The sequence below is a fragment of the Microbacterium sp. SS28 genome, assembly GCF_022761035.1.
Lineage (GTDB): Bacteria > Actinomycetota > Actinomycetes > Actinomycetales > Microbacteriaceae > Microbacterium.
On sequence record NZ_JAKWJP010000005.1, the window covers coordinates 206,429 to 231,204 of the forward strand.

The 24,776-nt window shown below is 71.5% G+C and carries 21 protein-coding genes and 1 tRNA gene; 8 read left to right on the forward strand and 14 right to left on the reverse strand.

Annotated elements, in window-relative coordinates; genetic code table 11:
- Positions 1 to 3 precede the first annotated feature (3 nt).
- From MJ607_RS15085 to MJ607_RS15095, 3 genes are all read right to left on the reverse strand, one after another.
- A complete protein-coding gene (locus tag MJ607_RS15085) occupies positions 4 to 318 on the reverse strand; it encodes a Dabb family protein (protein ID WP_243076428.1) in 315 nt (104 codons plus the stop codon).
- Positions 315 to 980 carry a TetR/AcrR family transcriptional regulator gene (locus tag MJ607_RS15090; protein WP_243076429.1) on the reverse strand — a complete coding sequence of 222 codons (666 nt, stop codon included), beginning with the start codon at positions 978 to 980 and terminating at the stop codon, positions 315 to 317. The genes MJ607_RS15085 and MJ607_RS15090 overlap by 4 nt, the downstream gene beginning before the upstream one ends.
- Before the next feature lie 77 nt (positions 981 to 1,057).
- Positions 1,058 to 2,587, reverse strand: a complete 1,530-nt coding sequence (locus MJ607_RS15095; protein ID WP_243076430.1) for an ABC transporter substrate-binding protein — start codon at positions 2,585 to 2,587, stop codon at positions 1,058 to 1,060.
- Between the two features lie 191 nt (positions 2,588 to 2,778).
- Between MJ607_RS15095 and MJ607_RS15100 the strand changes: the two genes are divergently transcribed.
- Genes MJ607_RS15100 through MJ607_RS15115 form a run of 4 tightly spaced genes read left to right on the forward strand, consistent with a single transcriptional unit; the run spans position 2,779 to position 6,301 of the window.
- Positions 2,779 to 3,804 (forward strand): Gfo/Idh/MocA family protein, encoded by a 1,026-nt coding sequence (locus MJ607_RS15100; RefSeq protein ID WP_243076431.1) that lies wholly within the window; start codon positions 2,779 to 2,781, stop codon positions 3,802 to 3,804.
- On the forward strand, positions 3,801 to 4,697 hold the full coding sequence (locus MJ607_RS15105) for a biopolymer transporter Tol (protein ID WP_243076432.1): 897 nt from the start codon (positions 3,801 to 3,803) through the stop codon (positions 4,695 to 4,697). Before MJ607_RS15100 ends, MJ607_RS15105 begins: the two co-directional genes overlap by 4 nt.
- 60 nt (positions 4,698 to 4,757) lie before the next feature.
- Positions 4,758 to 5,807 carry a Gfo/Idh/MocA family protein gene (locus tag MJ607_RS15110; RefSeq protein ID WP_243076433.1) on the forward strand — a complete coding sequence of 350 codons (1,050 nt, stop codon included), beginning with the start codon at positions 4,758 to 4,760 and terminating at the stop codon, positions 5,805 to 5,807.
- The gene (locus MJ607_RS15115; RefSeq protein WP_243076434.1) at positions 5,807 to 6,301 is read left to right on the forward strand and encodes a heme-degrading domain-containing protein; all 495 of its coding nucleotides are present in this window, start codon (positions 5,807 to 5,809) and stop codon (positions 6,299 to 6,301) included. Before MJ607_RS15110 ends, MJ607_RS15115 begins: the two co-directional genes overlap by 1 nt.
- Positions 6,302 to 6,513: 212 nt before the next feature.
- Here the strand turns inward: MJ607_RS15115 and MJ607_RS15120 are convergent.
- From MJ607_RS15120 to serS, 3 genes are all read right to left on the reverse strand, one after another.
- A tRNA-Ser gene (locus MJ607_RS15120) sits at positions 6,514 to 6,598 on the reverse strand.
- Positions 6,599 to 6,729: 131 nt separating this feature from the next.
- Positions 6,730 to 7,638 (reverse strand): HAD-IIB family hydrolase, encoded by a 909-nt coding sequence (locus MJ607_RS15125; protein ID WP_243076435.1) that lies wholly within the window; start codon positions 7,636 to 7,638, stop codon positions 6,730 to 6,732.
- Positions 7,635 to 8,918, reverse strand: coding sequence for a serine--tRNA ligase (gene serS, locus MJ607_RS15130; protein ID WP_243076436.1), 1,284 nt, complete (start codon positions 8,916 to 8,918; stop codon positions 7,635 to 7,637). Before serS ends, MJ607_RS15125 begins: the two co-directional genes overlap by 4 nt.
- 153 nt (positions 8,919 to 9,071) lie before the next feature.
- On the opposite strand from serS, the gene MJ607_RS15135 reads away from it, so the two are divergent.
- The 3 genes from MJ607_RS15135 to MJ607_RS15145 all read left to right on the forward strand — a co-directional run bounded on the left by MJ607_RS15135 (position 9,072) and on the right by MJ607_RS15145 (position 13,003).
- The gene (locus MJ607_RS15135) at positions 9,072 to 10,376 is read left to right on the forward strand and encodes a diacylglycerol kinase family protein (RefSeq protein WP_243076437.1); all 1,305 of its coding nucleotides are present in this window, start codon (positions 9,072 to 9,074) and stop codon (positions 10,374 to 10,376) included.
- A 151-nt stretch (positions 10,377 to 10,527) separates the two neighbouring features.
- Positions 10,528 to 11,886 (forward strand): deoxyribodipyrimidine photo-lyase, encoded by a 1,359-nt coding sequence (locus MJ607_RS15140; RefSeq protein ID WP_243076438.1) that lies wholly within the window; start codon positions 10,528 to 10,530, stop codon positions 11,884 to 11,886.
- A 55-nt stretch (positions 11,887 to 11,941) separates the two neighbouring features.
- The gene (locus MJ607_RS15145; RefSeq protein ID WP_243076439.1) at positions 11,942 to 13,003 is read left to right on the forward strand and encodes an LLM class flavin-dependent oxidoreductase; all 1,062 of its coding nucleotides are present in this window, start codon (positions 11,942 to 11,944) and stop codon (positions 13,001 to 13,003) included.
- A 385-nt stretch (positions 13,004 to 13,388) separates the two neighbouring features.
- On the opposite strand, the gene pheA is transcribed toward MJ607_RS15145, so the two are convergent.
- Positions 13,389 to 14,348, reverse strand: a complete 960-nt coding sequence (gene pheA, locus MJ607_RS15150) for a prephenate dehydratase (RefSeq protein WP_243076440.1) — start codon at positions 14,346 to 14,348, stop codon at positions 13,389 to 13,391.
- A gap of 89 nt (positions 14,349 to 14,437) precedes the next feature.
- On the opposite strand from pheA, the gene pgm reads away from it, so the two are divergent.
- On the forward strand, positions 14,438 to 16,081 hold the full coding sequence (gene pgm / locus MJ607_RS15155) for a phosphoglucomutase (alpha-D-glucose-1,6-bisphosphate-dependent) (RefSeq protein ID WP_243076441.1): 1,644 nt from the start codon (positions 14,438 to 14,440) through the stop codon (positions 16,079 to 16,081).
- Positions 16,082 to 16,356: 275 nt separating this feature from the next.
- Here pgm and MJ607_RS15160 read toward each other — a convergent pair whose 3' ends face one another.
- From MJ607_RS15160 to MJ607_RS15190, 7 genes are all read right to left on the reverse strand, one after another.
- Entirely contained in the window at positions 16,357 to 17,457 is a 1,101-nt protein-coding gene (locus tag MJ607_RS15160; protein ID WP_243076442.1) for a glycerate kinase, read from the reverse strand.
- Between the two features lie 24 nt (positions 17,458 to 17,481).
- Positions 17,482 to 18,531 (reverse strand): LacI family DNA-binding transcriptional regulator, encoded by a 1,050-nt coding sequence (locus MJ607_RS15165; RefSeq protein WP_243076443.1) that lies wholly within the window; start codon positions 18,529 to 18,531, stop codon positions 17,482 to 17,484.
- The gene (locus MJ607_RS15170; RefSeq protein ID WP_243076444.1) at positions 18,531 to 19,415 is read right to left on the reverse strand and encodes a sugar phosphate isomerase/epimerase; all 885 of its coding nucleotides are present in this window, start codon (positions 19,413 to 19,415) and stop codon (positions 18,531 to 18,533) included. Before MJ607_RS15170 ends, MJ607_RS15165 begins: the two co-directional genes overlap by 1 nt.
- Complete coding sequence (locus tag MJ607_RS15175) at positions 19,412 to 20,632, reverse strand: dihydrodipicolinate synthase family protein (RefSeq protein ID WP_243076445.1); 1,221 nt, start codon at positions 20,630 to 20,632, stop codon at positions 19,412 to 19,414. The genes MJ607_RS15170 and MJ607_RS15175 overlap by 4 nt, the downstream gene beginning before the upstream one ends.
- A 5-nt stretch (positions 20,633 to 20,637) precedes the next feature.
- Positions 20,638 to 21,840: a Gfo/Idh/MocA family protein gene (locus tag MJ607_RS15180; protein WP_243076446.1), complete on the reverse strand. Its 1,203-nt coding sequence runs from the start codon at positions 21,838 to 21,840 to the stop codon at positions 20,638 to 20,640.
- Between the two features lie 118 nt (positions 21,841 to 21,958).
- Entirely contained in the window at positions 21,959 to 24,022 is a 2,064-nt protein-coding gene (locus MJ607_RS15185; RefSeq protein WP_243076447.1) for a beta-galactosidase, read from the reverse strand.
- A gap of 96 nt (positions 24,023 to 24,118) precedes the next feature.
- A complete protein-coding gene (locus MJ607_RS15190) occupies positions 24,119 to 24,772 on the reverse strand; it encodes a hypothetical protein (RefSeq protein WP_243076448.1) in 654 nt (217 codons plus the stop codon).
- Between the last annotated feature and the right edge of the window lie 4 nt (positions 24,773 to 24,776).

The following is a 24,776-nucleotide window of genomic DNA, read 5'->3' on the forward strand; positions in this document are numbered from 1 at the left end:
CCGTCAGGACAGGGCGCCGACATCGTAGGTCGTGAAGTCGTACTCCTGGAAGTCGGCGACCTCGGTCTGCCACCGCGTTGCGACGAACTCGCGGTGCTGCGGGTGCTCGTCGTACGCGCGATAGTCGGCCTCGTCGGCAAAGCTCATCGAGAACTGCCAGTCGGCATCGCTCTTCGCGCTCACCTGCCGGCGGATGGCGAAGTCGTCGACCTGCGGAATCGTCGTGAGGGCGTCGACCGCGGCGCGCAGGAACTCCGCCTCCTGCGCGGACCCCGCCGCGTGGACGAGGCGGAAGACGACGGTGTGCTGGATGGTCATGACGGCCCTTCGGTCGAGGTCGAGGTCGGAGTCGTCGGATCGGTCGGCGTGGGCCGCAGCTGATATGGGCGGGCGAGGCGAACCCTGCGCCCTCCGACGAAGAGGCTGTCGAGGGTCGCCTCGAGGTCGGTCGGGGCATCCGCCGTGCTGTCCATGAGCGCCTGCAGCTGCAGGCCGTCCGCGAGGGCGACGAGCTGCCGCGCGGTGCGGTCGGGATCGAGCTCCGGCCGGATGCTGCCCGCCTCCTGACCGAACGCGATGGTCGCGGCGAGCTCCTCGACGACCGACGTGAATCGATCCCGGAAGAACGCGTGGGCGGGGTGCTCGACGTCGATCGCCTCGGCAGCGAAGGCCAGATAGAGATGGACGATGCCGCGGATCGACAGATTGCGGCGGATGGCGGCGGCGAACGCCTCGAGCGCGTCGGCGTCGGGTTCCGGCTCGGTCAGGCTCACGGCATCCCACCGCTCGATGACCTCTCGGAGCAGGTCCTCGCGGCTCGCGAAGTAATACAGGATGTGCGCCGGCTCGACGCCCAGCTCGCGCCCGATCCCCCGCAGCGTCGTGCCGTGATAGCCCTTCTCGGCGATAACCTGCAGCGCCGTCGCAAGGATCTCCTCGCGACGGGCGCTGCCCTTGGCATATGTCCCCTTGGTCGGCACGGGTCGAGTCTAGGTCGGGGTGCCGAGGACGACCCGCCCGCCGGTGCAGGGGCGGCGGACGGGTCGTGTCATGGTCACTACGAGGCCGGCTGGATGTCGTAGATGTTCGGCAGAGAGTTCGTCGGGAGGGTCTCTGCGGTCGTGCCGGGCTCTGTCGCAAAGCTCGCCTGCACACGGTAGAACGGCGCGAACCACGCCTGATCCACGATGTACGCGTTGAGCTCCTTGACCGCCGCCTCGCGCGTCGCGTCGTCGCCGAACTGGTACGTCGAGATCAGCTCGTCGACCTTGGGGTCTGCCGCGTGGAACGGGTTGAACAGAGCGCCGGGCGCGATCATGAACTGGATGAGCTGCCAGTCCGAGTTCTGCTCGAGCTGCATGAACGAGGCCGGGTACTTCGGCGCGAGCAGGTCCGCGATGAAGTTGGACGGAGCCGTGTCGGTGTACTCGACCGTGATGCCCACGTCGGCGAGCTGCTGCTGCAGCAGCGTGAACGTCGCGGCGCTGATGAGGCTCGTGCTGGGCATCGAGAGCGTGAAGCCGTCGGGGTAGCCGGCCTCGGTGAGGAGCTCCTTCGCCTTCTCGGGGTCGTAGTCGTACACCTCGTCGAGCGCCTCGTCGTAGGCGTCGGAGTTCGTCGGGAAGACCTGCGTCGTGACGGTGCCGAGGTCGGTCTGCAGAGCCGTGAGCATCGCCGGACGGTCGAACGCGAAGTTGATCGCCTGGCGCACCTTCGGGTCGGCCAGCTCGGGCGCTGTCGTGCCCGCACGGTCCATCAGGAGCAGGCCCTGGAACTCCTGCTCGCTCGCATTGATCGTCCAGCCCGATCCTTCGACCTCGGGCACGGCGTCGTTGCTCGCGAGTCGCATCGCGTCGATCTCGCCCGCCTTGATGGCGTTGAGGGCGGCGGTGGGGTCCGAGAGCACGTTGATCTTGATCTCGTCGTAGTGCTGCAGCTCGGGGGCCCAGTAGTCATCGTTCTTCGTGTACACGTAGCTCGAGCCGGTGACTGTCGCGTCGGTGTCGAGGATGTACGGGCCGGAGCCGGCCGTCTCGTCCGCGAGGGTGCCGGCCTCGATGGCCTCGGTGCTCGCGACGAGTCCCGCCGTGCGCGTGAGGTAGTTGAGGAACGCGGGGTCGGGTGCCGAGAGCGTTATGACGACCGTCGTGTCGTCGGGCGCCTCGACCGTGGCCATGCTCGCGAGGTAGCCGGCATCCGGGGACGTGCCCGTCTTGAACCGCTCGAGGTTCTCGGCGACGACGCCGGCCGTGAGCGCCGAGCCGTCCGTGAAGGTGACGTCGTCGCGGATCGTGAGAGTGAGCACCGTGCTGTCCTCGTTGTACGACCACTCGGTCGCGAGGAACGGGGCGATCTCACCCTCGGGCGTCGCGAGCAGCAGCGTGTCGTACGCCGCCTGGTAGTACCACGTGCGGTTGCCCCACTCGGCCTGACCCGGGTCTAGCGAGGTGGGGCCGAAGAGCGCGCCGAGCGTGAGCGTCTCGCCGCTCGCGCTGCCCGAGTCCTCACCCGATCCCGCTGCGCACCCCGCGAGGGTGAGTGCTGTGGCAGCCACAAGGGCGGCGGCCGCCGTCTTCCATCGGAACATCGTCGGTCCCTTTCGTAGGGGTGGCGACGCCCGTCCGGCTCGCCTGCTCCGCGACGCTAACAGCAATTCCGAGTGATTACTAGGTTTTCGCGATAACTCTTTATCACTGGTGCAAATTCAGTCTTCCGAAGTATTTTTACCAGTGATAAGCTCCTGCAGACCCGTCGCCGACGCCGCCCTGAGGACCACTGATGCTTCCACGCTCCCTGCCCGAGACCTCGTTCTTCCTCCCGGATCGCGGTGAGCCCGCCCTGCGCTGGGGCATCATCGGCACGGGCTGGATCGCGGGGTTCTTCGTCGGGGCGCTGCACCGCTGGACGATCCAGCGCGCCGAGTCGGTGGCATCCCGCTCCCTCGAAGGAGCCTCGGCGTTCGCACGCGAGCACGGCATCGACCGGGCTGCGGCGAGCGCCGAAGAACTCGTCGCGGATCCCGCGATCGACGTCGTCTACATCGCCGCCCCGCAGAGTGAGCACCTAGCTCTCGGGCTGCTCGCCATCGCAGCGGGCAAGCACGTGCTCATCGAGAAGCCCCTCGCGACGAACGCCGCCGACGCGCGCGTGCTCGTCGACGCGGCGCGCGCCGCGGGCGTCTTCCTCATGGAGGCGATGTGGAGCCGGTACCAGCCGCAGGCCCTCGCCATCCGCGCACTCATCGCGGAGGGGGTGATCGGCGAGCCGCGGTCGGTCGCCGCCGACCACGGACAGGCGATGGACCCCGCGCACCGGCTGTTCCTGCCGGGGACGGGCGGCGGCGCGCTCCTCGACCTCGGCATCTACCCCGTGCAGCTCGACTCGATGGTGCTCGGATCCCCCGACGCGATCACGGCGGTCGGATCGCTCGCCGCGAGCGGCGTCGACGCGACCTCGACGCTCGTGCTGAAACACGGCGACGAGCAGTCGACGCTCACGACGACTCTCCTCACGCGCACGCCGACGGTCGCCGCGATCAGCGGGACCGAGGCGCGGGTCGAGATCGAGGGACCCTTCCACATCCCGACGTCCTTCGTCGTGCGCAGTCCCGACCTCATCGAGGAGCCGCTGCGCTGGAGCGATCCGACGGGAGTCGGACTCATGGACGGGCTCGCGTGGGAGGCGACGGCGCTCGCGACCTCCGTCGGCGAGGGGCGGGTCGAATCTCCGCTGCACACGCACGACGAGACGATCGCGATCCTCGCGACGATCGACGAGGCGCGCCGGCAGCTGGGCGCGCGATGACCCGCTACGCGCGCACGCTCGCACCCGGCCAGCTCTGCCGCGTCATCGTCTTCGACGTCGCGACGAACACCGCGACGGTCGTGCACGAGACGGATGCCATCCTGCTCGAGGCGCCCAACTGGACAGCCTCGGGCGACCTGATCCTCAACGGCGACGGGACGCTGTGGCGCCTGCCCGCTTCAGGCGGCTCGGCACCCGTCCCGATCGTGATCGACGGCATCCCCGAGCTGAACAACGACCACGTCCTCGCACCCGGCGGCGAGACGATCTTCCTCTCGGCGAACGACGGACACGTCTATGAGGCCCCGCTCGCCGGTGGGCAGGCGAGGAAGGTCACGCCTAACGACGGGCGGATGCACTTCCTGCACGGCGTGAGCCCGGACGGCACGACGCTCGCCTACGTCGGGCTGACGCCCGCGGACGGCGACTGGTGGGCCGCCGCCCACGTGCACACGATCGGCGTCGACGGCACCGGCGACCGGCAGCTGACGGCCGGCCCGGGGCCCGACGACGGCCCCGAGTACTCCCCCGACGGCAAGTGGATCCACCTCAACACCGAGCGGTTCGCCCGCGTCCCGGGGCACGCGCAGATCGCGCGGATGCGCCCCGACGGAAGCGAGTTCGAGCGTCTCACGGTGAGCGACCGCGTCGACTGGTTCCCGCACCTCGCGCCCACAGGCGGCCTCGCCGTCTACCTCAGCTTTCCCGCCGGGACGACGGGGCATCCCGCCGACCTGCCCGTCGAACTGCACCTCGTCGAGGACGGCGCGTGGCGCTCGCCGCGCATCGTCGCACGACTGCACGGCGGACAGGGCACGATCAACGTCAACAGCTGGTCACCCGACGGCACGCGATTCGCGTACGTCGAGTACCCGGGACCCGAAGTCCCCTAGATTCTCGAGGGGATGCCGCATCCCGGCATCCCCGCAGCCTTCGGAAGGACGACGCACGCCATGCCCGATCTCACTCTCCCGAGCCCACGCCCCTGGCCCGAGGCCCGTCCGCTGCGCTGGGGCATCCTCGCGCCCGGCGGCATCGCCGAGCGCTTCGCGCAGGCGCTGCAGCGCCGCACGTCGCAGCGGGTGGTCGCCGTCGGCTCGCGGTCGGCCGACCGCGCCGAAGCGTTCGCGCAGGCCCACGGCATCCCGCGGTCGTACGGCGACTATCGCGCGCTCGTCGAGGATCCCGAGGTCGACGCCGTATACGTCGCCTCTCCGCACAGCGCGCACGTCGAGCTCGCCCTGCTCGCGATCTCGGCCGGCAAGCACGTGCTCGTCGAGAAGCCGCTCGCGACGACGGGCGACGATGCGCGCCGGATTCTGGATGCCGCACGCGCCGCGGGTGTCTTCGCGATGGAGGCGATGTGGACGCGCTACCTCGCGCAGTCCGACATCGTCCGCCAGGTGCTCGCCGACGGCGCGCTGGGCGAGGTCACGTCGGTCGCCGCCGACTTCGGCTTCTCGATCCCGTACCTGCCCGAGCACCGGCTGTTCGACCCCTCGCAGGCGGGCGGCGCGCTGCTCGACGCGGGCGTCTACCCCGTGTCGTTCATCTCGTCCGTGCTCGGTGCGCCGGGCGAGCTCAGCGCGATCGGATCGCTTGCGGCATCGGGAGTCGACGACCAGGCGATCGTCAGCTTCTCCTACCCGGGCGCTGTCGCGACCGCGACGACATCGCTCAAGGCGTGGCTGCCGGTCACGGCCGTGGTCGCCGGCACGGCCGGACGGCTCGAGGTCGGCCCCGGATTCCTCGGGCCGACCACCGTGCGCCTCTCGCGGTTCGATCAGGGCTGGGAACCGGAAGTCGCGGAGTGGACGGATGCCGCCTTCGCCGGCCCCGGGCAGGAGGGTCTGGCCTGCCAGGCCGAGGCCTTCGCCGGCTTCGTCGAGCAGGGTCTCGTCGAATCGCCCATCCACAGGCACGACGAGGTCGTCGCGATCGTCGACGCCCTCGACCGCGCGCAGCAGCAGATCTTCGCGGCGGCCCGCGAGGCGGTGCGCTGATGGTCGACCGCGCCGCCCTCGGGGCCGAGATCGCCGCAGCGAAGGAGGAGCAGGCCCGCCTGACGCTCCCCCGATTCACCAACGCCGACGCGTGGGCCCTCGGCTCGTGGGCCGTCGAGACCTCCCGCGAGCGCGGGCTGCCGGTCGTGATCGACATCCGCCGCGGCGAGCAGCAGCTCTTCCACGCGGCGATGGACGGCACCAACGCCGACAACGACGCGTGGATCGAGCGCAAGGCGCGCACGGTCCGCCGCTTCGCGATGGCGAGCTACCGTCTCGGGCAGCTCTACGGCACGCACCTCGGCGGCTTCAACGAGGCCACGCAGCTGCCGTTCGGCGAATACGTCGCGGCGGGCGGCTGTGTGCCCATCACCGTGACCGACGTCGGCATGATCGGCACGTTCACCGTCTCGGGCCTGCCCGAGGAGGACGACCACGCCCTCGCGGTCGAGGCGCTCGAGGCGCTGCTGAAGCGGATCGCCGCGGAGGCCTAGGAGCTCGAACCCCCGCGCAGAATGGTGCGGCGGCGACCCCTTCGGGGCCTCCGGCGCACCATGCGGAGGGTGTGGGATTCGGCCCTACCGCCACTCCACGGATCGCTGCGCGCTCCGCGGAGCCTCCGGCGGCAGGGGCCCGCCTGAAGGTTCGAACCCGCAGCGTCAAAATGGTGCGCCGGCGACCCCTCCGGGGCCTCCGGCGCACCATGCGGAGGGTGTGGGATTCGAACCCACGGGACATTGCTGCCCACTGGTTTTCAAGACCAGGTCCATCGGCCGCTCGGACAACCCTCCCGGGCGGATGCCGCAGCATCCGTCGACCGCGTTCGAGTGTAGTCGGTGGGTCGATGCGGCCGGCGTCGCACGCAGGCGCCGATCCCGGCGACTCACCGGAAGGTGCTCGGGCCGGATCCGACGGCACGCGCCTAGAGGTTGCGGAGCACGTCGGCGACGCCGCCGGCCTCGACCGACGCCGTGACCTCGCCTGCGGCATCCCGAACCTCTTGCGGACCCTGCGCCATCGCGACCGCGCGTCCGCCGTTCTCGCGCGCCCACTGGAACATGCCGACGTCGTTGCGGCCGTCTCCGATGACGAGGACGTGCGCGGGATCGAAGCCCGTCCACTCGCGCACGAGCTCGAGCGCCGAGCTCTTGTCGACGCCCTTGGGTGCGATGTCGAGCCACGCGGTCCAGCCGACGGCGTACGAGACCTGGTTGAGTCCGATGCGCTCGACGAGCTCGACGAAGTCCTGCTCGCTCTGACCCGGCGAGACGACGACGACACGGCAGACCGGGTGCGCCGTGAGCTCCTCGAAGGGGACGCGCCGGGCATTCACGAGGTTCCAGTCGTCGAGCTGCTCGGTGTAGAGCCGGCTGCCGTCGGCGAGCTCCACCATGTAGCGGGCGTCGGGCAGGTGCTCGCGCAGGAGCGTCAGCACCTCGTGCGCGTCGAAGGTCTCGATGTGGAACCGCTCGTAGTGCGCCTCGACGCCGTCGACGCGGCGCAGGATGACGGCGCCGTTCGAGCAGACGACGAACTCAGGAGCGATCTGCAGCACGTGCAGGATGCCGCGCGTGCCCTCCCATGAGCGGCCGGTCGCGAGCATGACCTCGTGACCCGTGCGATGCGCGTGCTCGACGGCCTCGACGACCCCCGGCGAGAGCGACTCGTCCTCGAGCAGGATCGTGCCGTCGATGTCGAGCACGATGAGCAGGCGCTCGGTGACGACATCCGGATCCTCGGTATCGCGCGCGATCTCCTCGACGAGCTTGGCGGCCTTCTGTGGCTTGACGACCTTGACGCTGCCGGTCGGCGGGAGATGCGCTTCGGTCACGACACGGGCTCCAGCACCTCGAGGCCGCCGAGGTAGGGCCGCAGCACCTCGGGCACCGCGACCGAGCCGTCGGCGCGCTGGTGGGTCTCGAGCAGCGCGACGATCCAGCGGGTCGTCGCGAGCGTGCCGTTGAGCGTCGCGACGTTGGCGGTCTTGCCGACGCCCTTTCCGTCGGCCGACGGCGTGCGATAGCGGATGTCGAGACGCCGGGCCTGGTAGGTGGTGCAGTTGCTCGTCGAGGTGAGCTCGCGGTACGCGCCCTGCGTCGGCACCCACGCCTCGACGTCGAACTTGCGCGCGGCGCTCGAGCCGAGGTCGCCCGCCGCGACGTCGATCACGCGGTACGCGAGCCCGAGGTCCTGGAGCATGCTCTCCTGCAACGCCACGAGGCGATCGTGCTCGGCCTCGGCGACATCCGGTGTCGTGTAGATGAACATCTCGAGCTTGTTGAACTGGTGCACGCGGATGATCCCGCGGGTGTCCTTGCCGTACGACCCCGCTTCGCGGCGGTAGCACGTCGACCATCCCGCGTAGCGCTTGGGCCCGCGAGCGAAGTCGAGGATCTCGTCCATGTGATACCCCGCGAGCGGCACTTCGCTCGTGCCGACGAGGTAGAGGTCGTCGTCTTCGAGGTGGTACACCTCGTCGGAGTGCTGACCGAGGAAGCCCGTCCCACGCATGACCTCGGGACGCACGAGCGTCGGCGGGATGATCGGCGTGAAGCCGTGCTGCAGCGCGCGGTCGAGCGCGAGGTTCATGATGGCGAGCTCGAGGCGCGCGCCGATGCCCGTGAGGAAGTAGAACCGGCTGCCCGACACCTTCGTGCCACGCTCCATGTCGATCGCCCCGAGCAGCTCACCGAGCTCCAGGTGATCGCGCGGCTCGAAGTCGAACGCCACGGGCTCGCCGTGCGTGCGGAGCGTGACGAAGTCGGCCTCGCCGCCCGCCGGGACACCGTCGATGATGATGTTCTCGAGCCGGGCGAAGGCGGCGACGGATGCCTCTTCCGCGGCGGTCACGGCGTGCTGGGCCTGCTTGACCTGCTCGCTGAGCTGCTTGGCCTCGGCGACGAGCGCGGCCTTCTCGTCCTTCGGCGCCTGCGCAACCTTCTTGCCGTGCGCGTTCTGCGCGGCGCGGAGCTCTTCGAACGCCGTGATGGCGGCGCGGCGCGCGCGATCGGCTTCGAGCGCGTCGTCGACGGACTCGGGCGACTCCCCGCGCGCCTCCTGCGAGCGCTTGACCAGCTCGGGATTCTCGCGGAGGAGTACGGGATCGATCATCCGTCAAGTCTAGAGTCGGGGCGGGTGGATGCCGCCAAGCCGCGTTGAGGCGGCCACAGAACGCCGCACGGCCGATCGCGCGGCCCGTATGACCGCGACGTGTCGCGGAGAAGACACGGCCCGCGCGGGATGCCGAGTCCTATGGTGGTACGCATGGCAGTGGGCACCCGACCGGACGGCGATGAGCCGGTTCCGCACGACGTGCCGCCGCATCCCTCCGACGCGATCTATGCCGACGGCCCCGACGAGCGGGCGCTGCAGGCCGCCGCGACGCAGGCGCGCGCCGAGGCGGAACGGCTGGCAGCCCTCGCCGACGGCGGTGCGGCGGAGCCTGACCCGGCCGGTGCCGCGAGCCCCGGTGACGTCATCCGCCAGCCCGAAGACATCGCGGCCGACTCCTCTGCAGGTGAGAGCGGTCGCGCGCGACAGGTGGATCCTGACGGCCGAACCGTGCCGATGGAGTCGGGCAGCGAGCGCCCCAGCCCGAAAGCGGCTCTGGTCTACAACCCCATCAAGGTGGATGCCGAGACCCTGCGCGCTTCGGTCGTGCGCCTCGCCGCCGATTCGGGATGGGCCGAGCCCCTCTTCTATGAGACGACCGTCGACGACCTGGGCGACGACGTCGCCCGGCAGGCTCTCGAGGCGGGAGCGGATGCCGTGCTCGTCGCGGGCGGCGACGGCACCGTGCGCGCCGTCTCTGAGGCGATGAGCGGCAGCGGGGTTCCGCTGACGATCGTGCCGAGCGGCACCGGCAACCTGCTCGCCCGCAATCTGCGGCTGCCTCTCGACAATGCCGAGGCGATGATCCGCGCCACATTCGAGGGCGACCGGCTGGCGATGGATGTCGGGTTCGCCGCGCTCACCCGCGCAGACGGCACGACCCAGGAGCATGCCTTCGTGGTGATGGGCGGCATGGGCCTGGACGCCGCCATGATCGCCAACACCAACCCGCAGCTGAAGAAGACGGTCGGGTGGGTGGCTTACGTCGACGGCGCCGCGCGGTCGCTCCCGAACGCCAAGCCCTTCCGCGTCATGTACGAGATCACCGGCCGCCGGCTGCACTCGGCCCGGGTGCAGAGCGTGCTCTTCGCCAATTGCGGCTCGCTCCCCGCCGGCCTCGAGCTCATCCCTGAGGCATCCATCGTCGACGGTGCGATGGATATCGTCATCTTCCAGCCGAAGGGCCCCCTCGGGTGGATCCTCGTCTGGCGACGGGTCGCCTGGGACAACAGCTTTCTGCGCAAGTTCCGTGCGGGCCGCCGGATGCTCGCGCTGCGCACGAAGGACAACGCCGTCCGCTACGCGAGGGGCGCTCAGCTGGACGTCGGCACGCACGAGGCCCAGCCCGTGCAGCTCGACGGCGACGAGTTCGGAGAGGCGGTGCGGGTGCGCGCGCACGTCGCGCCGGGCGCCCTCGAGCTCGCGGTGCCGAAGGGGCACGACGTCGGCGGACTCTGAGCGGTCGACCCTGGAGGTCTGTCGCGAGGCCCGGGTTCGACCCCTCGACTGGCTCGGGGAGCGGAGTGGGCTGCAGCACGCGGCGGTCCTGCTGATGGAGCGGTTGTCAACCTCTCGCGGGCATGCCGGGGTGGGGTGACAGGATGACCGGATGGTGAGCCCGAGCATCGTCTGGCTGCGCGACGACCTCCGCCTGGCCGACAACCCGGCCCTGAGGGCCGCGGTCGACGCGGGGGGCCCCGTCGTGGTGCTCTATGTGCTCGACGACGAGTCGCCCGGCATCCGTCCCCTCGGCGGCGCGGCACGCTGGTGGCTGCACCACTCGCTCGCCTCGCTCGCCGATCGGCTCGAGGCGAAGGGTGCGCGGCTCGTGCTGCGGCGAGGACCGGCGGGTCGCGTCGTCCGCGAGGCGGCGACGGATGCCGGTGCCCGCGCCGTCTTCTGGAACCGGCGCTACGGCGGCGCCGAGCGAGAGATCGACACCGAGCTGAAGACGGGGCTGCGCGCGGACGGCATCGAGGTCGGGTCGTTCGCCGGCTCGCTGCTCTTCGAGCCGTGGACGGTCAAGACCGGGGCGGGCACGCACTTCTCGGTGTTCACGCCGTTCTGGCGCGCGTGCCTGAACGGTCTTCCGCCCCGCGCGCCCCTGCCCGAGCCGCGCGAGATCGCGGGCCCCCGAGCCTCGATCTCCAGCGACGAGCTCGCCGACTGGGACCTGCTGCCGCGGCATCCGGACTGGGCCGGGGGCCTGCGCGAGACGTGGGAGCCGGGCGAGCCCGCCGCACGGGCGAGGCTGCGCGAGTTCCTCGATGTCGATCTCGCGGCCTACGGGCGTGCGCGCGACGAACCGGCCGCGGGCGCGACGTCGCTGCTCTCGCCGCGGCTCCGGTGGGGTGAGCTGAGTCCGCACACCGTGTGGCACGAAGGGGTCGCGGCGGGGGGCGGCGATCGGTTCCTGTCGGAGATCGGCTGGCGGGAGTTCGCAGCCCACACGCTCTTCCACTTCCCCGACCTCGCGACGAGGAATCTGCGCCCCGAGTTCGACGCCTTTCCGTGGCCGCCGCTGGATCAGGACCGCCTCGAGGCCTGGCATCAGGGCAGGACGGGAATCGCCCTCGTCGACGCCGGCATGCGCGAACTCTGGCGCACCGGCTTCATGCACAACCGGGTGCGGATGGTCGCGGCATCCTTCCTCATCAAGAACCTGGCTGTCGACTGGCGACTCGGCGAGCAGTGGTTCTGGGACACCCTGGTCGACGCCGACGGCGCGAGCAATCCGTTCAACTGGCAGTGGGTCGCGGGATCGGGGGCGGATGCCGCTCCCTACTTCCGCATCTTCAACCCGGAGCTCCAGGCGAAGAAGTTCGACCCGGACGGCCGCTACGTGAAGGAGTGGGCGCCCGAGCACGCCTCGCCCGAGCCGCCCGAGCCGATCGTCGATCTCGGCGCGACGCGCAAGGCGGCACTCGATGCGTACGAGAAGGTCAAGGCGGCGGCGCGGTCCCGCTGAGAGCCTGCGGCCCGATCCCGGAATGCGACGGCCGGGGCCGGGGTTGCGCTCAGGGATGAGTTCCGCCACCTCCGCCTCCGTCCCTGCCCTCTCCGTCCTCGACCTCGTGCCCGTGCGGGCGGGGCAGACGAGCGCGGAGGCTGTCGCGGCATCCCTCGCCCTCGCGCAGCGCGCCGACGAGCTGGGCTATCGCCGCTACTGGTTCGCCGAGCACCACAACATGCCGGCCGTCGCGTCGACGACGCCGCCCGTGCTCATCGCCGCGGCCGCGACGCGCACGGCGCGCATCCGCGTCGGCTCGGGCGGGGTCATGCTGCCGAACCATTCCCCGCTCGTCGTCGCGGAGCAGTTCGCGGCGCTCGAGGCGATCGCCCCCGGCCGCATCGACCTCGGCCTCGGCCGCGCGCCCGGCAGCGACCCCGTCATCACGCAGTTGCTGCGGATGTCGGGCACGACGAGCGACGTCGAGCGCTTCCCGCAGCACGTGCGCGACATCACGCGGCTCGTCGGCGCGGAGGGCGCCACCGTCGAGTTCTCGTCGGGCGGGACCTACGACGTGCATGCGACGCCCGCCGCGACGAGCGCGCCCGAGGTGTGGCTGCTCGGGTCGAGCGACTACTCGGCGCAGCTCGCGGCATCCCTCGGCCTTCCCTACGTCTTCGCGAACCACTTCTCGGGCGAGGGCCTCGAGCGGGCGCTCGACCTCTACCGCGGGCAGTTCGTGCCGAGTGAGGCGCTGCGCGCTCCGCGCACCTTCCTCACGGTGAACGCCATCGCGGCGCCGACCGCAGCGGAGGCCGAGGATCGCGCGGTCCCGCAGCTGCGCATGATGGCGCGGCTGCGGCAGAACCGGCCGCTGATCGCGCTCGAGACCGTCGAGCAGGCGCGGGCCGCGGCATCCGACTTCGACTCCCTCGGCGAGCAGATCATGGCCGGATCGCGCGCCAAGTGGTTCGTCGGCACGGGCGCCTCGGTCCAGGCCGAGATCGCCGCCTTCGCCGCCCGCTACGGCGTCGACGAGGTCATGGTCTCGCCCGTCTCGGGGGCCTACGATCACGAGCCGATGGATGCCGCGCCGGGCCGGGCGCAGACCCTCGAGCTGCTCGCGGCCGCCTAGCGGGCTCCCGCCCCTGCCACACGCGCCCGTTTCTGCGAGCGGGCTGAGCGTTCTCGAGCCGTTGGCTGGGACTCCCGTCGCTGTGGTCAGACCAGCCCTACCATGGAGACATCCCGCCGCACGGGTCTTCGCACGCAGGGCGCTTCCCCGCCCCGTCTGAAGATCGGGAACCGCGCGGCGGCACCATCGCGTCGGGGCTGCAGCGTCCGGGCGGGACGTGGAAGCCCGCGGGCAACCCCTGCATACAGGGATCGGTACCTGACTTGGGGCAGGGACCGCGCTCGACAGGAGACGCGATGGCAGTCGTCGGACGCCGAGAGCCGGGAGCTCGAGAATCCGAAGGCGGGGCGGAATCGGCATGCCGATTCCGCCCTTTCGCCGTGCGTCAGGCCCCGGGTTCGCCGCTGATGAGCCCGCGCAGCCAGTCGCGGGCCTCGATGAACACATCGTCGGAGTAGCGCTCGGGGTAGTGCACGATCGCGCGGTCGGCGCGCGGGTACGACCCGAGGAAGATCACCTTGGGGCTGAAGCGGCGCAGGCCCAGGAGAGCGTCGGCCATGCGCTCGTCCTCGATGTGCCCGTCGGCGTCGATGACGAAGCGGTAGCGGCCGAGCTCGTCGCCGATCGGGCGCGAAGCCAGGAGCGAGAGGTTGATGCCGCGCGTCGCGAACTGCTCGAGCATCTCGAGCAGGGCGCCGGGATGGTCGTCGGGCAGCTCCGCGATGAGCGACGTCTTGTCGGCGCCCGTCGGGGGCGGCGGCGTGACGGGCCGGCTCACGAGCACGAACCGCGTCACGGCGTTCGCATTGTCGCCGATCTTCGAGGCAAGCAGCTCGAGGTCGTGGTGCTCGAGGATTCCGGGCGGCGCGATCGCGGCATCCGCATCGCTCGTTCCGTCGATGAGCCCCATCGCGCTCGCAACATTGCTCGCCGCCGGGATGTGCGCGTGCGCCGGCAGCTCACGCGTGAGCCACTGAAGGCATTGCGCGTAGGCGACGGGATGCCCCGCCACGAGCGAGACGTCCTCGAGGCGCGTCCCGGGGCGGGCCACGAGCACGAAGTCGACGGGGACGAGGTACTCCCCCACAATCCGCAGGCCCGGCATCGTCGCGAGCGCATCCTGCGCCGTCGAGACGCCGCCGTCGACGGAGTTCTCGATCGCGATCATCGCGGCATCCGAGCGGCCCGCGACGACATCCGCGAGCGCTTCGCCCACGTTGCGGACGGAATGCCACACCTGACCACGCGCTTCGGGCACCTGCGCGAGGGCGGCTTCCGTGAATGTTCCGGCGGGTCCGAGGTAGCTGTAGGTGCGGCGGGGGGCGTCCTCGGGCTCGGAAGTCACGCGTTTCAGCCTAGCCGCGGGCCCTCGCGCATGGCCCCGCGTTTCGACTCGGTCGCGACATCGACCCTCGGAGCGGGCAGACTGGGACGATGAGCCGAGCAGGACAGCCCGCCGAAGCATCCGACCTCATCGACATCGACGAACTGATCGCCGCCTATTACGACCGCAGACCGGATGCCTCCATCCCCGAGCAGCGCGTCGCGTTCGGCACGAGCGGCCATCGCGGATCGTCGCTCTCCACGAGCTTCAACGAGGATCACATCCTCGCCACGACGCAGGCGATCGTGGACTACCGCAACGCGCAGGGCATCGCAGGACCCCTGTTCCTGGGCCGCGACACGCACGGGCTCTCGCTGCCCGCCGAGCGCAGCGCGATCGAGGTGCTCGTCGCGAACGGCGTGGACGTGCGCGTCGACGCCCGCGACTCGTGGGTGCCGACGCCCGCGCTGAGCCACGCGATCCTCGCGTACAACCGTGGCCGCGCCGCCTCCGACCCCGGCCGGGCCGACGGCATCGTCGTGACGCCCTCGCACAACCCGCCGCGCGACGGCGGCTTCAAGTACAACCCGCCGAACGGCGGACCCGCCGACACCGACGCGACCGGCTGGATCGCCGACCGCGCCAACGCGATCATCGCGGCGGGCCTGGGCGAGGTGCAGCGCACGCGCTACGCCGACCTCGACGCCGAGACGCTCGGACAGTACGACTTCCGCGACGCCTACGTGCGCGACCTCGCCGACATCATCGACGTCGACGCGATCCGCAAGGCGGGCGTGCGCATCGGCGCCGACCCGCTGGGCGGCGCATCGGTCGAGTACTGGGCGCTCATCGCCGAGGTGTACGGGCTCGACCTCACGGTCGTCAACCCCGACGTCGACCCGACCTGGAAGTTCATGACGCTCGACTGGGACGAGAAGATCCGCATGGATCCGTCGTCGCCGTCGGCCATGGCCGCGCTCGTCGCGCGCCGCCACGAGTACGACCTGCTGACGGGCAACGACGCCGACGCCGACCGGCACGGCATCGTGACCCCCGACGCGGGGCTCATGAACCCGAACCACTTCCTCGCCGTCGCAATCGACTACCTCTACGCGCACCGCCCGAACTGGCCCGCGGATGCCGCGATCGGCAAGACGCTCGTCTCGTCGATGATCATCGATCGCGTCGCCGCATCGCTCGGGCGGGAGCTGCTCGAGGTGCCCGTCGGGTTCAAGTGGTTCGTCCCCGGTCTGCTCGACGGCTCGGTCGCCTTCGGCGGCGAGGAGTCGGCGGGAGCCTCGTTCCTCCGCAAGGACGGCACCGTCTGGACGACCGACAAGGACGGCATCCTGCTGTGCCTGCTCGCGTCCGAGATCCTCGCCGTGACGGGCAAGACGCCGTCGCAGCGCTACGCGGAGCTCGAAGCCGAGTTCGGGGCCTCCGCCTACCAGCGCGTCGACGCCCCGGCGTCGCCGGCGCAGAAGGCGGCGCTGTCGAAGCTCGCTCCCGAGGCGGTCACGGCGACCGAGCTCGCGGGCGAGCCGATCACGGCGAAGCTCTCGCACGCGCCGGGCAACGGCGCCGCGATCGGCGGCCTCAAGGTGCAGACCGAGCACGCCTGGTTCGCCGCCCGCCCTTCCGGCACCGAGGACGTCTACAAGCTCTACGCCGAGTCGCTGCGCGGCCCCGAGCACCTCGCCGAGGTGCAGGAGGAGGCTCGCGCCGTCGTGACGGAGGCGCTCGGCGGGGCCTGACGCGCGGCCGAGCGCACCGCAACGTCGCAGATCTGCACACCGTCACACGCGGGCAGCAGCATCCGTCCGACAATGCGGTTATCTGCGACATTGCGGCGATGAGACGAACGCCGAGCCCGACACGCCACACCAGCCCGGGGCGCACCGCAACGTCGCAGATCTGCACACCGTCGCACGCGAGGAGCAGCATCCGTCCGACAATGCGGCTATCTGCGACATTGAGGTGATGGGCAGTACGGGGAGCAGCATCCGTCCGACGCTGCAGTCTTGTGTGATCAGAGAGCGCGGGCGAGCGCCGCGCCGGCGGCGCGCAGCCACCGGCCGGGGTCGGCGAGAGCCGCCGCCGAGGACCCTGCCAGCTCGGTGAGCGATGCGGACGCGGCGAAGGCCGAGGTGTCGGCATCCGGAGCGATGCGTCCCGCGGCGAGCGCGACCGGCACGTGCGCCGACGCGGCGAGCGCCGCGACGTGCGCGGGCGCCTTGCCGGCGGCCGACTGGCCGTCGAACGCGCCTTCGCCCGTGATGACGACGGATGCTTCGGCCAGCGCTGCGGGAAGCCCCACGAGCGACGACACCTCGACGGCGCCGGGTACGAGCGACGCTCCCCACGCGAGCAGAGCGAACCCGGATCCTCCCGCGGCGCCTGCGCCGGGCGTCCGCGATTCGGCCGGCAGGAGGCCCGCGAGACGACCGAGGCCCGTGTCGGCGGCGATGACGCCGCGTGCGCCGAAGCCCTTCTGCGGCCCGAAGACGGCTGCCGCGCCCGTGGGGCCGAGCAGGGGGTTCGTGACGTCGGTCAGGACGATGACGCCGCCGGGAGGGAGTGGCCGGAGGCCCCCGAGGTTCGCGTGGACGACGGATCCGAGGCCGTGCGCACCGCGCGGGATCGGCTGCGCGAGGCAGTCCGTGAACTCCGCGCCGAGCGCCGTGAGCAGTCCCGTTCCGCCGTCGGTCGAGGCGCTCGATCCGATGCCGAGCACGAGCCGCGAGACGCCGTGGTCGAGCGCAGCCGCGATGGCCTGCCCGAAGCCCGTCGTGTCGGCGTCCCACGGCAGCCGGCGATCGCCGAGCAGCTCGATGCCGGAGGTCGAGGCGAGCTCGACGACGCCCGTCCCCGCGGGGGCGTCGGGCGTCGCGGGCAGCAGCAGCCACGCGGCATCCGTCGCCTGTCCATCGGGTCCCGTGACCGTGACCGGCATGCGCCGCGCTCCGGGGACGGCTGCCTCGAAAGCGTCGAGCGTGCCTTCACCGCCATCGGCGACGGGGCGCAGCACGACGCGGTCGTCGCCGCGCACCGACGACCAGCCTTCGGCGAGGGCGGATGCCGCGGCTGCGGCGCCGATCGAGCCCTTGAAGCTGTCGGGGGCGAACACCACGGGCGGGCGAGAGCCTGCCACGTGTCAGCGCCCGGGGGTGCTGGCGCGCAGGAGCACCTCGAGGCGGATGCTGCCGGGCTCCTGCTGCCATGCGTCGTCGACGGCGGCCCGCAGCGTCTCGTAGCCGACGTCCTCGAGCGGGACGCGGACGGTCGTGAGCGCGGGGGTCACGTCGCGTCCCGTGGGGATGTCGTCGAAGCCCGCGAGCGCGATGTCGGCGCCGATCTCGCGGCCCGCTTCGCGGACGGCGGACAGCGCGCCGATCGCGACGACGTCGCTGATCGCGAAGACGACGGTGCCGGGCTCGATGCCCTCGGCGAGCGCCTCGCGCATGATGCGCTCCCCCGCGTCGCGCGTGAACGCTCCGCGATGGATGCGGTCGACTGTGCCTTCACCTGCGGCGAAGCCCTCGGTGAAGCCCGCGATGCGGTCGTCCGAGGTGCGCACGCCCTCCTGCGCCCCGAGGATGACGGCGTTCCGGTAGCCGCGCGCCGCGAGCGCCGCACCGAGCTCGCGAGCGCCGCCGTGGTTGTCGATGAGCACCGTGCGGACCTCGCCCGCGCCCGGTCCGAGCGCGACGACGCGCCCGCCGGCCGCGGTGAGGGCGTCGAGCTCCTGCTGCAGCTCGGGGGCGGACGTCTCGGTGCTGCGGGATGCCGCGAGGATGAGGCCACGCGGACGCTGACCGCGCAGCGCCCGCACGAGACGCGTCTCGCGCGCAGCGTCCCGCTCGGTGATCGCGATCGTGACGACCAGCCCCGCCTCGTCGGCACCGCGCGCGACACCCGAGGCCAGCTGGCCGAAGTAGGGGTCGGCGATGTCGGCGACGAGCAGCGCGATGATCGCGGAGGTGCCCTTCGCGGTCGCCTGCGCCGAGAGGTTGGCGCTGTAGCCGAGCTCGGCGGCCGCCGCCTCGACGCGCTCGCGGTACGACTCGGCGACCTTGCGCGCCGAGCCGTTGAGCACGCGCGACGCCGTCGCGAGCGAGACTCCCGCCGCTGCCGCGACGTCGTGCAGCGTCGGCGCGGAGGTGCGGACCCTCGCGCTCGTCGGCTCGACGGTGGTGTCGGTCATCAGGCAGAGTCTACGGTCGCACCCAGCGACGGCGACACGGCCGCGCCGAAGCCCTCCGCCGTGCGACGCACGACCTCGTCGGGCGCGGTCGCCCAGATGTCCTCGTTGAAGATCTCGACCTCGATGTCGCCCGCGTAGCCGGCCTCGACGACGGCGCTCGTGAGTGACGCGAAGTCGATGACGCCGTCGCCCGGATAGTGGCGCGAGAGCAGCACGTCGGCCGCGAGCGGAGTCTTCCAGTCGCACACCTGGTAGGTCGCGATGCGACCATCGCGGCCCGCGCGCGCGATCTGCTCGAGAACCTGCGGATCCCACCAGATGTGGAAGGTGTCGACGGTCACCCCGACGACCGAAGGGTCGAAGTCCGCCGCGAGATCCAGCGCCTGCCCGAGCGTCGAGACGACGGCCCGGTCGGACGCGTACATGGGATGCAGCGGCTCGATCGCGAGCGTCACACCGGCGGCAGCGGCATCCGGAGCCAGCTCTTCCAGGGCGTCGCGGACGCGCGAGCGCGCGCCGATCAGGTCGCGGGAGCCCTCGGGCAGACCGCCCGCGACGAGCACGAGGATCGCGGTCGACCCGTCGGCGCCCGCCGCGGCGAGCGTCGCGGTCTCTTCGATCGCGCGCCGGTTGTCGTCGATCGCGGCGCGGCGGCCGGGGCCCTCGGGGATCGTGAAGAAGCCGCCGCGGCAGTGCGTCGTGAAGCGCAGGCCCGAGCCTTCGAGCATCTTGGCGGCGGTCGAGAGGCCCACCTCGTTGACCGGCTCGCGCCACAGGCCGATCGCCTGCACGCCGCCGTCGGCGGTCGCGCGCAGGGCCTCGGCGAGGTTCGCGCGCTTGAGCGTCGCCTGGTTGATGGAGAGGCGAGGGTCGACGGCGGTCATGCGTCGAGGCCGTTCAGGCGCAGCAGGCCGTGCCAGCGGTCGGCGGCGAGCTCGGGGCGCTCGAGCGCGCCCGAGGCGTTCGCGAGCTCGACGATGCGCGACAGGTGCGGAAGGCTGCGCGCGGAGTGCAGGCCTCCCACCATCTGGAACGCCGTCTGGTGACCGTTGAGCCATGACAGGAAGGCGACGCCGGTCTTGTAGTAGAACGTCGGCGCGGCGAAGACCTGCCGGCTGAGCTCCTCGGTGGGTCCGAGGATCGACAGGTATGCGGCGGGGTCGCCGGCGTCGAGAGCCTGGATCGCAGCGGACGCGACCGGGGTGATCGCGGCGAACGCGCCGAGCAGGGCGTCGGAGTGCCGGCGATCGGATGCCGCGTCCCGCGCCGGCTGGGCGGCGTCCGGCACGTCAGCCCCGCCGATCAGGCCGACGTAGTTGAAGTCGTCGCCCGTGAACATGCGCACGCCCTCGGGAAGGCGCTCGCGCACCGAGACCTCGGCCGCGGCATCCAGGAGGCTCATCTTGACGCCCGCGACCTTGCCAGGGTTCTCGGCGATGACGCGGAGGAGCACGTCCGCCGCCTCGGTCTGGTCTTCGGAGCCGAAGTATCCGGCGAGGGCGGGGTCGAACGCCGTGCCGAGCCAGTGCAGCACGACGGGTGTCGTCGCGGACTGGAGCACGGCGCCGTACACGCGCAGGTAGTCTGCGCGCGTCGAGGCGGCGCGCGCGAGGTGGCGCGAGGCCATCAGCACGGGGCCTGCGCCCTGCTCCTCGGTGAAGTGCAGCTGCTCCTTGTAGGCGTCGATGATCTCGCCGAGCGAGATCAACTCCGCCTCGACGTGATCGGTGTTGACGCCGACGACGACCGAGCCGCCCTCTTCACGCGCGACCTGCGCCGACCGGGAGATGAGCTCGCGGGTGGCCGCGGCATCCAGTCCCATGTTTCGCTGGGCCGTGTCCATCGCGTCCGCGACGCCGAGTCCCCACGAGTACACGTGGCGGCGGAAGTCGAGCGTCGCGTCCCAGTCGACCTGCGCGGGCTGCCCCGGCGTGTTGTCGGCGGAGGTCACGGGCACGACGTGCGCGGCCGCGTACGCGACGCGGCTGCGCAGCGGCGTCGTCGGCCTCGTGTAGGCGGGCGCCTCCGCGAGCGGAGCGCTCGTGAGGGTGCCGTCCGCGCCGAGGAGCGTGAAGGTGGTGGTGGCGGTCGTCGTCGGCATCGAGGTCACTCCAGCGTCAGAGCGGGCAGCTCGACCTTGCGGCCTTGGCGGCTCGACTGCAGACCGGCCTCGGCCAGCAGCACGCCGCGGGCACCCGCGAGGAGGTCGAACTCGTACTCGGTGCCGAGCACGTAGGACTCGAGGAACTCCTCCCACTGCTGCTTGAAGCCGTTCTGGAAGACGTCGTTGACGGGCACTTCGGCCCAGTCGGCGTCGTAGTCGTGGCTGTCGGCGAGGTCGGGGTTCCAGACGGGCTTGGGCGTCGCGTTGCGGTGCTGGATCTTGGCACCGAACAGGCCGACGACGGCCGAGCCGTGCGTGCCGTCGACGTGGAACTCGACGAGCTCGTCGCGGTTGACGCGGACGGTCCAGGACGAGTTGATCTGCGCGACGATGCCGCCCTCGAGCTCGAAGATGCCGTACGCGGCGTCTTCGGCGGTCGCGGTGTAGGGCTCGTCGTTCTCGTCCCAGCGGGTCGGGATGTGGGTCGAGGCCTGCGCGTAGACCGTGTCGACCTTGCCGAAGAGGTTCTCGAGCACGTAGTTCCAGTGCGGGAACATGTCGACGATGATGCCGCCGCCGTCCTCGGCGCGGTAGTTCCACGAGGGACGCTGCGCGGGCTGCCAGTCTCCCTCGAACACCCAGTAGCCGAACTCGCCGCGGACCGAGAGGATGCGTCCGAAGAAGCCCGAGTCGATGAGGCGCTTGAGCTTCTGCAGGCCCGGGAGGTAGAGCTTGTCGTGCACGACGCCGGTCTTGACGCCGGCGGCCTGCGCGAGCCGTGCGAGCTCGAGGGCCTCTTCGACCGTCTCGGCCGTGGGCTTCTCGGTGTAGATCGTCTTGCCCGCGGCGATCGCCTTGCGCAGCGCCGAGGCGCGCGCCTTCGTCACGAGGAAGTCGGCGTAGATCTCCCAGCGCGGGTCGGCGAGGGCGGCGTCGAGGTCGGTCGTGTAGTCCTCGATGCCGTGCTTCGCGGCGAGCTCGGCGAGCTTGGCCTCGCTGCGGCCGACGAGCAGCGGCTTGACGGTCACCTTCGAGCCGTCGGAGAGCTCGATGCCGCCCTGGTCGCGGATCGCGAGGATCGAGCGCACGAGGTGCTGGCGGTATCCCATGCGGCCCGAGACGCCGTTCATGATGATGCCGATCTCGCGCACCTGCGGGCGCGAGGGGGCCGCGGTCTCCGCCGGGGCGATGGTCGTGTCGGTCACGGGACCCTGCTTTCTGTGAGGCTTGCTGCGCTGATTCCGTCGCATCCGGGAGGAGGTTGGGTAAGCGCTTTCCAACAGTGTGCCACGCGGAGGGATGCCGCGCAACCGTTTTCCCGGATCATGAGCTCAGCGCCGATTCGCGTGGCAGGGCATGCGGCTCGGCGTCGAGTCGCGAGAGTGCGAACAGCACACCCTGGGGCGCGAGGACGCGCACTCCGAGCGGAGCGCCGGTCTCGGCATCCGTCCCCTCGATCGCGATCTCGGCGGACTCGTCGCCGTGGTTGACGACCGTGACGAGGTCGCCGCGGCGCGCGGCCTCGACCCCGGCGGGCAGGTTCTCGACGACGGGACGGACTCCGGATGCCGCGAGGACGGCCGACACGACGGCGTCGAGCCCCTCGGTGTCGGGCATCGTCGCGACGTACCAGGCCTCGCCGAGTCCGTGCGGGTTGCGCGTCAGGGCGGGGCCGCCCGCCGCGAGACCGTCGCCGAAGGTCGCGACGACCTCGGCTGCCTCGGCGTGGACGGACTCGGCGACGAGCCGGCCGCCGAACGACCGGTCGCCGAAGCGCACCGAGACGACGGAGCCACCCGCTGCGTTCGCGATCTGTGCGCCCACGCCCGCGCCGACGCCCATGCCGCCCGTCGAGGCGCCCGGGAGCGCGCCGAAGTCCTCGAACCGGACGCCCAGGAGCGGCCCGAGCTGCGTCAGGAAGCCTCCGGCGCGGAACTGGTCGTGCTGGTCGACGATGTCGGTGAAGGGGCCCGCGAGCAGCGTGCCGCCGTCCTCGACGAAGCTGCGGAGCGCCTCGGCGCCCTCGTCGCGCAGGAGGTAGAGCGCGGGGGCGATCACGAGGTCGTAGCCCGCGTCGACGCGTTCAGGGGCGACGATGTCGACCTGGATCCCGCGGGCGTGGAGCGCGCCGTACCACTCGAGCACGAGCGCGAGGTAGTCGACCTGGGTGGGGTGGTCGCGCTCCTCGACGGCCCACCAGTTCTCCCAGTCGAAGATGAGCGCCGTGCGGGCATCACGACCGGGCGGCGGCAGCTCAGGCAGCGCGCCGAGGCGCGCCCCGAGGTCGGTGACGGCCCGCCACGTCTGCGTCTGCGTGCCCGCGTGCGGAAGCATCGCGGAGTGGAACTTCTCGCTCCCCGCGCGGGACTGCCGCCACTGGAAGAACATGATGCCGTCGGCGCCGCGTGCGATCGACTGCGCCGTCTCGGCGACGAGCACTCCGGGCTTCTTGCCGGGGTTGGAGGGACGCCAGTTGACGGCATCCGTCGCCTGCTCCCACAGGAGCCACGGCACGCCGGGCTTGAGCGAGCGGACGAGATCGCGCTGGAAGGCGGCATCCCGCACGCGGTTCGGATTGGAGGGATCGGGGTAGCAGTCGTCGGCGATGACGTCCATGTGCGGCGCCCACCGGGAGTAGTCGGCCGGCTTGAAGGGACCCATGAAGTTCGTCGTGATGGGCTGGGTCGCGCCCGCCTCGATCAGGATCCCGCGCTCCATGAGGTAGCACTCGAGCAGCATGTCGCTCGTGAACCGCCGGAAGTCGAGCATCGACGACGGGTTGTGGCTGTACGGCGCGAGGCGCGGCGGGAAGATCTCGTCGAAGTGGTCGTAGCGCTGCGACCAGAAGCTCGTCCCCCACGCTGCGTTGAGCGCGTCGATCGTGCCGTAGCCCTCGCGCAGCCACGCGCGGTACGCGTCGCGCGCGGCATCCGAGTAGTCCATCCAGAGGTGGCAGCCGAACTCGTTGCCGACATGCCACATGACGACGGCGGGATGCCGCGCATAGCGCTCGGCGAGACGTCGGACGAGCTCACCCGCGAGTCGCCGGTACGTCGGCGACGAGGGTGCGAAGTGCTGACGGCTGCCCGGCCAGTACGACGCGCCGCTCTCATCGGTGGGGAGCGTCTCGGGGTACTGCGCGCTGACCCACGGCGGCGGCGAGGCGGTCGCCGTCGCGAGGTTCACCTGGATGCCGCCCGCGTGCAGCTTGGCGATGACGGTGTCGAGCCAGTCGAAGTCCCACTCGCCCTCGGCGGGCTGCAGGCGCGACCACGCGAAGATGCCGAGGCTCACGATGTTGACGCCGGCCTCGCGCATGAGGCGGACGTCCTCGTCCCACACGTCTTCGGGCCACTGGTCGGGGTTGTAGTCGGCGCCGTACAGCACGCGGCAGCTCCTCGGGGTCGTCGGTCGGTCAGGGGTGGTGGTGCGGGACCGCAGAGCGTGGGGCCTCGCGGTGGCGAGGCATCCGGGTCGTGCGGGTCAGTGGGCGCCGCGGCGACGCCGCCCGGGGATCGCGACCGCGGCGAGCACGGCGCTGCCCAGCGCCGGGATGATGAGCGGCACGAGCATCCACGTGACGACGCCGACGAACACGGCGGTCGCGGCGAGGAAGAGCGCGCCGGTGAGGTCGGCGCCGACCGCGGCCGGGACGGCTCGGAAGGCCGCCCTCCAGCCGGTGTCAGGGCTCCACGCGGCGGCGGCGGTCAGGAGCGCGACGGCGCCCGCGACGAGTCCCGCCCATCCGACGACGCCGATGACGGCGCCGCCGGGGAGGAAGCCGGAGTTCGCGAGGTCGATGTCGAGCAGCAGCAGGAGCGTCAACGCGACACCCGCGACGCCGACGACGAGCCCGCCCGGCAGCGCCTTGCGGACGTCCTGCCAGAAGAGCGCGTACGGCGAGCCTTCCGCAGCGGCGTAGCGGCGCATATGACGGATGCCTGCGGCGAGCGCCGCGGGGAGCGTCACGATCGCGAGGCCCGCGATCGTGACGAGCAGCCCCGTCATGAGCACCTCGCCGAAGAGGGCGAAGGCCCCCGTCGCCCCCGGGTTGCGCGAAGGCTCGCGCTCCCCGAGGGTCGGGCCGCTGCCCGAGGCGTCGGCCCGGCGCGCGGCGCGCAGTGCTCGGCGGTCCACGGCG

What these genes read in the sequence shown, in the direction of transcription:
- MJ607_RS15145 (WP_243076439.1), top strand. Translation starts at nt 11,942, where the DNA reads ATGAGTTCCGCCACCTCCGCCTCCGTCCCTGCCCTCTCCGTCCTCGAC.
- serS (WP_243076436.1), bottom strand. Translation starts at nt 8,918, where the DNA reads ATGATCGATCCCGTACTCCTCCGCGAGAATCCCGAGCTGGTCAAGCGC.
- MJ607_RS15135 (WP_243076437.1), top strand. Translation starts at nt 9,072, where the DNA reads ATGGCAGTGGGCACCCGACCGGACGGCGATGAGCCGGTTCCGCACGAC.
- MJ607_RS15115 (WP_243076434.1), top strand. Translation starts at nt 5,807, where the DNA reads ATGGTCGACCGCGCCGCCCTCGGGGCCGAGATCGCCGCAGCGAAGGAG.
- MJ607_RS15175 (WP_243076445.1), bottom strand. Translation starts at nt 20,632, where the DNA reads ATGCCGACGACGACCGCCACCACCACCTTCACGCTCCTCGGCGCGGAC.
- MJ607_RS15105 (WP_243076432.1), top strand. Translation starts at nt 3,801, where the DNA reads ATGACCCGCTACGCGCGCACGCTCGCACCCGGCCAGCTCTGCCGCGTC.
- MJ607_RS15140 (WP_243076438.1), top strand. Translation starts at nt 10,528, where the DNA reads ATGGTGAGCCCGAGCATCGTCTGGCTGCGCGACGACCTCCGCCTGGCC.
- MJ607_RS15095 (WP_243076430.1), bottom strand. Translation starts at nt 2,587, where the DNA reads ATGTTCCGATGGAAGACGGCGGCCGCCGCCCTTGTGGCTGCCACAGCA.
- MJ607_RS15165 (WP_243076443.1), bottom strand. Translation starts at nt 18,531, where the DNA reads ATGACCGACACCACCGTCGAGCCGACGAGCGCGAGGGTCCGCACCTCC.
- MJ607_RS15100 (WP_243076431.1), top strand. Translation starts at nt 2,779, where the DNA reads ATGCTTCCACGCTCCCTGCCCGAGACCTCGTTCTTCCTCCCGGATCGC.
- MJ607_RS15085 (WP_243076428.1), bottom strand. Translation starts at nt 318, where the DNA reads ATGACCATCCAGCACACCGTCGTCTTCCGCCTCGTCCACGCGGCGGGG.
- MJ607_RS15110 (WP_243076433.1), top strand. Translation starts at nt 4,758, where the DNA reads ATGCCCGATCTCACTCTCCCGAGCCCACGCCCCTGGCCCGAGGCCCGT.
- pgm (WP_243076441.1), top strand. Translation starts at nt 14,438, where the DNA reads ATGAGCCGAGCAGGACAGCCCGCCGAAGCATCCGACCTCATCGACATC.
- MJ607_RS15170 (WP_243076444.1), bottom strand. Translation starts at nt 19,415, where the DNA reads ATGACCGCCGTCGACCCTCGCCTCTCCATCAACCAGGCGACGCTCAAG.